This is a genomic window from Nitrospira sp. BLG_1 (assembly GCF_047338595.1).
In the GTDB taxonomy this organism is placed as follows: Bacteria; Nitrospirota; Nitrospiria; order Nitrospirales; family Nitrospiraceae; genus Nitrospira_D.
This window is the reverse complement of the sequence record NZ_JBLFBO010000076.1, coordinates 1-8,608: the sequence shown is the minus strand read 5'-3', so window position 1 is coordinate 8,608 and position 8,608 is coordinate 1. Positions and strand designations below refer to the sequence as shown.

Sequence of the window (8,608 nt, the reverse complement as noted above, 5' to 3'; positions counted from 1 at the left end):
ATTGAACTCCCTCCGGCAAAGGGCGGCAACAGCGCGATCTCGTCACCCTCACTGACCATCGTGTTTTCGTGCGCAATGTCCTGATTCACCGACACCAAGACCTTCTTCTTCTGAATAAGTTCTCCGACTGCAGGGTGGCTGATCTCGATGGCACGGACTAGGTCCTTGACCTCCCGTCCATTCGCCACATTCAACGACAGAGAACCCTGATTCCCCGCCAGCAGTTTCGTCATACCGAACAACTTGATCGTCACCATCATGGCGTAGCCTTGGCCTCAGCCTTCCCTCGTATAGGTCCCCGACTTTCCGCCTGATTTCGACAGGAGACAGACCTCGCGAACACTCATTCCCCGATCGACCGCCTTACACATGTCATAAATGGTCAACGCCGCAACCGTCGCGGCCGTCATGGCTTCCATTTCGACTCCCGTCGGTCCTGTCGTCTTGGCCGTGGCTGTAATGGTAATCGAACAGCGGCCTGCTGCATCCGGCTGCGGGTCTTCGTTGAAGGCAATGTCGACGCTGGTGAGCGCAATTGGATGACACATGGGAATCAGGTCCGGCGTCTTCTTCGCACCCATGACACCAGCGACCTGAGCGACTGCCAAGACATCGCCCTTGGCGATCTTGCCACGTTGAATCTTTTCAAGGGTTTCAGGAAGTAAGAAGACTGTGGCTTGAGCAGTAGCCAGCCGTTCAGTCGACTCCTTGGCACTGATGTCGACCATCCGAGCCCGACCAGATTCGTTGAAGTGGGTGAATTCAGCCATTTTTCTCGTTGAATCAGTATGTTGCAGTCAAGAGCTGGCGGAATTATAGGTGCCGCCAAAGAGGAAGGTCAAGGAAGGGAGGGTACAACACGGGCTGTCAGTTACCATTACGGTAAGGATTGAGGCCGGATACGTGTCGCCTCAATGGTCCCTGGACCAGAGAAAACGATGTTGCCCGCGGCATCGTGAATCTCTACCAAAATAGTTCCTTGCAGTTGTTCGCCGCCGCGGATCAATTGAAACTGATACCGAACCTTTTCCCGACCAATGACAACGCCCGGTGAAGTGGGGTGATCAGAAGCGCCTTGGTAGAGCAGCACGGTCGTGGCCTCAAATTTGTCATTCTTCGAACGGCGCCACTCCCCGTGACCGGAAGTGGCAAGCACGGGGCCAAGCGGAGACTGCGGGAGATAGAGTCGGCGTGACTCGACGAGATTGCCGTCTGCACCGAACGTCAAGAGGGTGGTCAACGGGGATAGCGGTATCGTGGTTGACTGGGCAATCCCTTCCCACGAGCCGGTGGGCGTCCGATCTTCATGGGCAAATGCAGGGACTCCGACGAGCCCAGCCGTCAGAAGCCCAATCGCACACACCATCCTTTTCACGTGATGCAACTTCATAGTGACCTTCCTGGCTCACGAAAATTCTGCATTCTTAGCCACCCCGTTCCGATTCGTCAAGTCGGTCCCCAGTCAGGGTTGTTCTGACCAAGTACGGTTGGTCGGAGTGAGACACATCAGGCGCAATCGCCGACTCAGCCTGAGGTAACCCGTGATAAGAACAGCGCTCACCAACAGGCTCAATAGACTCCTGAACTTGCCTTGCTATACTTCAAAAAGGTCGAACAAGATCCATGAAGAAACTCCTGATCAGCATCGCAGCGCTTGGAGTCGTCGCCTTATCTGGAAGCCTCTGGTGGCTGCACGACTCACTGGATGCTCAGGTCGCTGACGCTATCCGCCGATATGGGCCTGAGATCACCGGTGTGCCCATCAGCCTCTCAAAAACCACCATCAATCCCGTCGATGGCAAGGCAGCGTTGTATGGGCTGGTGGTCGGTAACCCTGACGGCTTCAAGACCAACCAGGCTCTGTCATTCGACGAAATCAGCCTAACGCTCGATATCAAGTCGCTGACGACCGACGTGATCCGGATCAAAGAACTTACCCTTCTCAAACCGGAAATCACGTACGAGCATGCAGCCGGCGGCAGTAACCTCGATGTACTACAACGCAACATCGAACGCGCCATCGGCCATCATAAGCAGAAGGCTCAGCCCTCGGAGTCAGGCAAGAAACTCCTCATCGAACATCTGTACGTGAAGTCCGCAAGAGCCCACGTGAGTGCCGAACTGCTCAATGGCCAAGCCGTCTCGGTACCGATCCCCGACGTGCACCTCCAAGACATCGGCAGGAAATCAGACGGCGTCACCGCCGGAGAAGTCACCAAACAGATCCTCGGCTCGATCGTCCAGCAGGTCAGCACGGCCATGACAGCAGCTGGGATACATACCGCCACCAACACCATCCAGAAAGCGGTAGACTCCGCGACCCAGGCCATCAAGGGTCTCTTCAAGTAGCGGAGTGCTGGTCCCACTTTGACTGAGCCTTGGCCACCATCCCCCTCTTTTTGCAGTCTAGAAAAACACGACCTGTTTCAGTACACTCTCCCGAAGCCTTCAGGTCTTTCCTGAGAAGGAAAGGGCTTCCGGATGACGACTTCACGATCTTGCCGCGAGGATTTCAATGGGATTTCTCAGCAAACTGCTTGATATGCCGTCGTTCAATGGCGCGACCAACGCGCTCCTCGTAGAGTTGGCCTTGCTTGAATTCACCGAGTCGCAACGGACACACCTGAAAGGCCGTGTCATTGAGCTCTACCGCACGCATCGAGCGTCAACGGAGTCGGCAGAAGTCACGCTGGTGGAGCTGAATCAAACACCACGCTTCTTCCAATTGAATCTGGTGGCCCTTGCGATGAAGGACCTGGGATTGAAGCCGCCTCTCAAAAAGGAAAAATTGAAGCACATTCGTGATCCGTTCGATCCTACTCACGCGGATGGACGCGCACTGAACGCCGTCGCACGGCGATTGAAATGGCAACACGGGATCGAAATCTGGATTCGCGAAGAACCCATCAGTTTTGATTCCTGGTAACCTGCCATTCGCTTGACAGACTAATTGATCCACGGTTATTCTGCCCACACTTCCTCGTGTTGGTGACCACATACAGGAGACGTTATGTCCATGTTTGCGTTCCGATCATGTGTTCTTGCCGTCCTGTTTGTTTCCATGCCCCTTCTTTTTGCGTCATTCGGCCAGGCTGCTGAATTTAAGATGGGAGTCGTGGATCCGCAATCGGTGCTGGAAAAATCTAAGGCAGGGAAGCGGGCACTTGAAGGACTGAAAGAATATGTGTCGACCAGGCAGAAACTCCTGGGCAAAGATGAAGAAGAGCTCCGCAACACCGAGAAGCAGCTGAAGGAACAGGCCCCCAAGTGGACCGACACAGAGAAGAAGGAGAAGGAGGGGCAGTTCCGAACCAAGGTCCAGGACTTCCAGAAACGTGCGCAAGAATTCAATCTGGAGCTCCAGAAGAAGCAGAAGGAATTAGTCGATGAGTATATGAAGAAAATCTCCGCTGCGACACAAACGGTCGCTGAAAAAGGCGGAGTCGCGCTCGTTGTCGATAAAGGCAGCGAGCAGACCGTCAAGATCGTGATCTATCACAAAGATGCGATTGATATCACGGAGCAGGTCATCAAGGAGTTTGATCGAGTCAACAAATAGCCCTGGGCATACAGGGCTTGGCTATTCAAGTGGGAAACCAGCTTCCCGCCACGCGCGAATCCCTCCATCCATTGAGAGCACATTCTCGTATCCCATCTGTTGCAGTGCATCAGCCGCCAAAGCTGATCGATAACCTCCCCCGCAATACAGCACGATAGCGTCCTGCTGATCGGGCACCACTGACTCGATATCCCGTTCGATAATTCCCTTCCCAAGATGTCTGGCGCCTTTGGCATGGTCTTGAGCAAACTCATGATCCTCACGGATATCGATGAAATGAAACTGCTCACCCCGGTCCAGACGGGTCTTCACCTCAGCCACGCTGCATTCTTTCACCCGCTGCTTCGCCTGGTCGACGAGTTTCAAGAAACCTGGATTATGTTTCATGGTTCATGTCTCCTAATTAGCCTACAGTATCATGACGGTTCATGGCGAAATGGCCTGTACGTTTCATGTTTCGAGTTTCAGGTTTCAAGTGTGTAGGCAACGTGAGACCCGCGCTTCACGCTTCACGAGGCCCGCATCACGATCAACGAGCGCCGTAGCCTATTGCTTCGACACATCGACGATTGCAGAAGAAGCGCTCATGAATCATGCGGGCTAAAACAGAGAGAGTTGCCTCTGACCTGGACGGCAAAATGTTTCCGAGATGGGACTCATACCATCGGCCGGAAATCCTGTTTTCCGCTTCGCAAGCTCAAAGAGCTGTGTGATCAAATCCCAGTAGGGCCCCTGTCCGTCCTGTCTCTTGAAAAATCGGCCATCTGTCAATGTTCCCCCTCTCACTTCACGGAGACGATTGGTGATTTTTGCAACCCGTTCCGGGAAGGCCTCCGCGAGCCGATCGACAAACACCGACTCCACACTCCCCGACAATCTCAACAGACTATAGGTCGCGGTGCAAGCGCCGGCATGGACACTCCGCTCCAGCAAATCCGGAATGTCCTCTTCATTCACCGCGGGAATAATCGGGGCAATCGACAGGCCGGTCGGAATACCGGCAGCTGCCAGCAGGCTCATCGCGGCAAACCTCTTGGTGATCGACGGGGCTTGTGGTTCAAGCTTGCGCGCCACCTCGTCGGACGAGAAGGGAATGCTGAAGTACACCAGCACCCAGGCCTCTCGTTGCAATCGACGAAGCACATCAAGATCGCGCAAGACCAGCGCTCCTTTCGTGATGATTGCGACCGGATTTCGATACTCGGCACACACTTCCAGACAGGCGCGGGTTAATCCATGACTGGCTTCGAGCGGCTGATAGCAGTCCGTGTTTCCGGAAAATACAATCAGCTCTCCCTTCCATGAAGGCTTCTCGAAGGCTTGCCGAAGCAACCGTGGCGCATCCTGCTTGACGACAAGCTTACTCTCAAAATCGGTTCCAGCACCAAACCCCCAATACTCATGAGTGGGTCGGGCATAGCAATAGGCGCAGGCATGAAAGCAGCCGCGGTAGGGGTTCACACTCCACCGAAACGGCAAATCAGGACTGTCGTTCCGACTGAGAATCTCCCGGCTATCATCCGTATAGAGCATCAGCTTGGCCACACTCGCCGGCTCAAGGAGGTCCCGATGCCGAGACTCAAAGGGGTTGGGGGGATTAGAGATCCGACGCATCGCGCCTATCCTCTCCCCCATGCCCGATTGATGTCAAACCCCGGCGCTGGCGAGGAGAGCCCGATGCGGCACTGTGGCTGTTTCGTTGACACTCGGAAACCGAGCCCGTATTATTCACGATTCTTTGTGACGAAATGGCCTGTACGTTTCATGTTTCGAGTTTCCGATTTCAAGTGTTTCGGCAACGGGAGACTCGCGCTTCGTGCGCGCGTCACGAACGACGAGCTTTGAAAGGATAGCCTGTGCACGACCTCAAACAGCTCCGCGACAATCTCGACCACATCCGCACCACTCTGGGACGACGCGGACACGACGTCCAGTGGAATGATATCCAGCAGTTAAGCGAGCAACGACGAACGATCACCACGCAGGTTGAGCAACTCCGATTCGAACTGAACAAAGGCTCTGAAGAAGTTGCCCGTCTACGCCGAGCCAAAGAACCCGCTGAATCCGCCATGGCCGCCATGAAGCAGGTGGGAGACCGTATCAAAGAGGCCGAAAGCACGTTGCGAACGGTCGAGGAGGCGCTGAGCGATGCCGCCCTCCGCATCCCCAACCTCCCCCATGCCTCCGTCCCGGTGGGGGCTGATGCATCAGAAAATGTTGAAGTGCGTCGATGGGGAACCATCCCGTCGTTTTCCTATTCCCCCAAACCCCATTGGGAAATCGGAGAGAACCTCGGCATCTTGGATTTTGATCGAGCCGCGAAAATCGCCGGAGCCAGATTTTCCGTCATGAGTGGAGCCGGCGCCAGACTCGAGCGCGCATTGATCAACTATATGCTTGATCGACATACAACCCACCATGGTTACCGTGAGGTAATCACGCCTCTCATGGTGAATCGATCGACGATGACAGGCACCGGTCAGCTTCCCAAATTTGAAGAAGATCTCTTCCGTCTGAAAGACGAAGACTACTTCCTCATTCCCACCGCGGAAGTGCCGGTCACCAATCTGCACCGTGAAGAGATCCTGAGCGGAGACCGTTTACCGCTGCGGTACACCGCCTATACCCCCTGCTTTCGGCGAGAGGCGGGATCCTACGGAAAAGATACCAGAGGCCTCATACGACTCCACCAATTCAACAAAGTGGAGCTCGTTGCGTTCACCACGCCCGATCGGTCCTATGAGGAGCTTGAGCGACTGACAGGGCACGCAGAATCGATCTTGCAGGACTTGAATCTTCCCTATCGCGTCATGGCCCTCTGCTCCGGAGACATGGGATTTTCTGCCGCCAAGACCTATGACCTGGAAGTGTGGCTCCCGTCTCAACAGCAGTATCGCGAGATTTCGTCCTGCAGCAATTTCGAATCGTTTCAGGCCAGACGCGCGAGCATCAAATATCGACCGACCGGCGGAAAAAAAGACGCGAAGACCGACTTTGTCCATACGCTCAACGGTTCAGGTCTGGCCGTCGGACGAACCGTCGTGGCGATCCTGGAAAACTTTCAACAGCCTGATGGATCGGTTGATATTCCACCGGTGTTACGGCCGTTTATGGCAGGTCAGGAAAGAATTACCAAAGAATGAATCTCTCCCCGTCGCGTTTCCGTTAGAGTACCTGCAATCTGCACTTACCCCTCTGGACAATTTCGAATGCTTCACACCTTGAATTGCGAGTCCAACTCGTGTACAACCGCCCTCCGCTAAGCGAGCGGAGTACAACAAAGGAGCTGAAATGGGAGCACAGTGGTCACTGAGTCAAGAAGAAGAAGATATGCATCGCCAGAGTTTGTTTCGCAAGGCGAGAAAGGGCGACGAGAAGGCCAAGCAGGAGTTACAAGAGGTCTATGGCGTGCGGTTATGGGCGGAGCATGAACGGGCAGAGTTGGTATACGACAATCCTCGCTACAATGCCAAACGCGGTAGCCAGAAGGCTTGAGCCCAGAGAAGATCAAGAATCACTTTGTGAACACTGAAGATTCGCTGTGGGGCAGATGATCTCTGCCTACGAGTGGCCGTTTACCTGGCCAGCGTAACACCGCAGACTGCGTTAATTCCCACACACCTGAAGCGCAAGATCGAGGTAACGGAGCGGCCGGATGTGCCGGTCTTAAAAATTCTAAAACCTCAGTCCACGAACCTCGCAAAAAACTTATAAACTTTACTCTAGCACTAGCGATTCCCCTGCTCTCCTGAGTACCGTCTTCTACCGTCGTTTACCGTCTATTACCGGGGTTTACCGCTCCGTTGTCCCCCCGGATTTCCCCTCGTCTTTATACGCCATAGTTAACACCCCTTACTCAGTGCCTGAATGTGCAATGACTCTTCCGAAGTGATACTCTACCGCGCGATTCATGGAGCATCGGAATATCATCCAGTGCTGAGTCTTTCTCCTTATGACAATTTGTGCGGCCGCAAACATTGACGATCAAGGAATCTGCTTGGTCGCTGATTCGATCGTCACAATGACAGGGTCTCCGGTTACCTCACAAGTGATTGTGAGCAAAGATGGAGAGGTCATTGACCGGGAGCCAGAATATGATGGTGTGACTAGTAAAGGAGAAACCTTTCAACCGGTCATATCAGACGAATTCACCTGCTATGGAGAGGGAACGTGCAAACTAGCCCGATTTGGCCCAGATATGTTCGCGGCATTTTCGGGGAATGCCGGGTTTTGTGAGTCTCTTGCTGAAGCAATGAATCTATCCGCTGAAAAGATCGAGAAGGAAGCGAGCGTCGCACTGAATCAGCCAGGCTGGGAAGAAACGCGGGGAATGATAATTCCAAAGATTGAATCCTATATCAAATCCTGCGCTGAAAAGGTCGTAGCAACAGGAGAAGTCTCTAACGGCACCACGGTGGAAATGCTGATAGCCGCTAAAACTGTACAAAATAAACCTAGCCTTCTCAAAGCATATATCAAAGTAGGAGAAAGGATGGTTGAAACTCGTTTTCTATCTATTCCAACTAATCAGGTCGCGATCATTGGCTCAGGAACAAATGACCTGCGAGACATTGATGGGCAACCACCTGCCCCCTACTATAGCTCGCTCCCAATTCCCCACGCGGTATGTATGATGAGTAGCTGGTTCTCTCGCCAGATTAGGCATCGTCTTAACAATCGAGCACTCGGTGTTGGCGGAGCCTTTATGGGTGCCGCGATCTCCATAGTGTCAGGCCAGTCAGGATTTATGCCAGATTTGGTCGAGATCGTAATTTCTCCGCAAAAGAAAGTGCGAGTGCTTACAAAAACGATCTGTAGAGTACCTGGATTTTATGTTCACGACTATATGCAAGCTCGAACAGGTGCTTATCCAATCTTAAATTACAGCTCTAGATATCCAGTGACCGACCTATTCAGACTCGTCCCTCGCATGTATGAATCGGACTTGCGCACCCTAGATGCCAACTGTCTAATAATAGAGAACGAAGCTGAGGTGAGCTAGGCTCGAAAAAGTGGACGCCTTCAACCTATGATCTGAGGGTGGGAGGT

At 53.5% G+C, this 8,608-nt stretch carries 11 protein-coding genes; 6 read left to right on the top strand and 5 right to left on the bottom strand.

The window, feature by feature from the left end; genetic code table 11:
• The 3 genes from ACMTNU_RS19825 to ACMTNU_RS19815 form a co-directional block, all read right to left on the bottom strand.
• Window positions 1-260: MoaD/ThiS family protein (locus ACMTNU_RS19825; RefSeq protein WP_413937024.1), on the bottom strand; the 260-nt coding region annotated here is incomplete at its 3' end.
• A 15-nt stretch (window positions 261-275) separates the two neighbouring features.
• Complete coding sequence (moaC, locus tag ACMTNU_RS19820) at window positions 276-770, bottom strand: cyclic pyranopterin monophosphate synthase MoaC (protein WP_413937023.1); 495 nt, start codon at window positions 768-770, stop codon at window positions 276-278.
• Window positions 771-877: 107 nt separating this feature from the next.
• On the bottom strand, window positions 878-1,390 hold the full coding sequence (locus ACMTNU_RS19815; protein WP_413937022.1) for a hypothetical protein: 513 nt from the start codon (window positions 1,388-1,390) through the stop codon (window positions 878-880).
• A 233-nt stretch (window positions 1,391-1,623) separates the two neighbouring features.
• Here ACMTNU_RS19815 and ACMTNU_RS19810 point away from each other — a divergent pair, with 233 nt between their 5' ends.
• The 3 genes from ACMTNU_RS19810 (at window position 1,624) to ACMTNU_RS19800 (ending at window position 3,559) form a co-directional block, all read left to right on the top strand.
• The gene (locus ACMTNU_RS19810) at window positions 1,624-2,349 is read left to right on the top strand and encodes a hypothetical protein (protein ID WP_413937021.1); all 726 of its coding nucleotides are present in this window, start codon (window positions 1,624-1,626) and stop codon (window positions 2,347-2,349) included.
• Window positions 2,350-2,515: 166 nt separating this feature from the next.
• On the top strand, window positions 2,516-2,926 hold the full coding sequence (locus tag ACMTNU_RS19805) for a hypothetical protein (RefSeq protein ID WP_413937020.1): 411 nt from the start codon (window positions 2,516-2,518) through the stop codon (window positions 2,924-2,926).
• Window positions 2,927-3,010: 84 nt separating this feature from the next.
• Complete coding sequence (locus tag ACMTNU_RS19800; RefSeq protein ID WP_413937019.1) at window positions 3,011-3,559, top strand: OmpH family outer membrane protein; 549 nt, start codon at window positions 3,011-3,013, stop codon at window positions 3,557-3,559.
• Between the two features lie 21 nt (window positions 3,560-3,580).
• Here the strand turns inward: ACMTNU_RS19800 and ACMTNU_RS19795 are convergent, their stop codons facing one another.
• Together ACMTNU_RS19795 and ACMTNU_RS19790 are read right to left on the bottom strand one after the other, a co-directional pair.
• Window positions 3,581-3,946, bottom strand: coding sequence for a rhodanese-like domain-containing protein (locus tag ACMTNU_RS19795; RefSeq protein ID WP_413937018.1), 366 nt, complete (start codon window positions 3,944-3,946; stop codon window positions 3,581-3,583).
• Between the two features lie 213 nt (window positions 3,947-4,159).
• On the bottom strand, window positions 4,160-5,173 hold the full coding sequence (locus ACMTNU_RS19790) for a PA0069 family radical SAM protein (protein WP_413937017.1): 1,014 nt from the start codon (window positions 5,171-5,173) through the stop codon (window positions 4,160-4,162).
• 242 nt (window positions 5,174-5,415) lie between these two features.
• On the opposite strand from ACMTNU_RS19790, the gene serS reads away from it, so the two are divergent.
• From serS to ACMTNU_RS19775, 3 genes are all read left to right on the top strand, one after another.
• The gene (gene serS, locus ACMTNU_RS19785) at window positions 5,416-6,702 is read left to right on the top strand and encodes a serine--tRNA ligase (protein ID WP_413937016.1); all 1,287 of its coding nucleotides are present in this window, start codon (window positions 5,416-5,418) and stop codon (window positions 6,700-6,702) included.
• A 148-nt stretch (window positions 6,703-6,850) separates the two neighbouring features.
• A complete protein-coding gene (locus ACMTNU_RS19780) occupies window positions 6,851-7,054 on the top strand; it encodes a hypothetical protein (protein WP_413937015.1) in 204 nt (67 codons plus the stop codon).
• Window positions 7,055-7,556: 502 nt separating this feature from the next.
• Window positions 7,557-8,561 (top strand): hypothetical protein, encoded by a 1,005-nt coding sequence (locus ACMTNU_RS19775; RefSeq protein ID WP_413937014.1) that lies wholly within the window; start codon window positions 7,557-7,559, stop codon window positions 8,559-8,561.
• The last annotated feature ends 47 nt before the right edge of the window (window positions 8,562-8,608 follow it).